Source organism: Ruoffia sp. FAM 24228, assembly GCF_045528575.1.
Lineage (GTDB): Bacteria > Bacillota > Bacilli > Lactobacillales > Aerococcaceae > Ruoffia > Ruoffia halotolerans.
In genome coordinates, this window is sequence record NZ_JBGQQZ010000187.1 from 1 (window position 1) to 255 (window position 255).

At 38.8% G+C, this 255-nt stretch carries 1 pseudogene; it reads left to right on the top strand.

From position 1 onward, the window contains the following. Positions 1-255: pseudogene (locus ACEN33_RS12600) on the top strand (hypothetical protein); the annotation flags it as partial.

Below are 255 nucleotides of genomic sequence, written 5' to 3' on the forward strand. Positions count from 1 at the left end.
GTGAATAACTATCAAAAAATAACGTATCAATATCTACAGTCAGCGATTCAATCCGTTTGTCAAAATCGGGAAGAACATGTCTATTATCCTTCCGCTGATTTTACTCGGAAACGCAAACTGCCCATGTCGGTTGTTATTGAATCGATTATTAAATTCGGCGCTCAAAGCCTTAACAGCGAATTACTTGAACAATGGAACTACCATGTCGAAACTCCCACCGCTTCAGCTTTTGTTCAAGCACGTGCAAAATTAAAA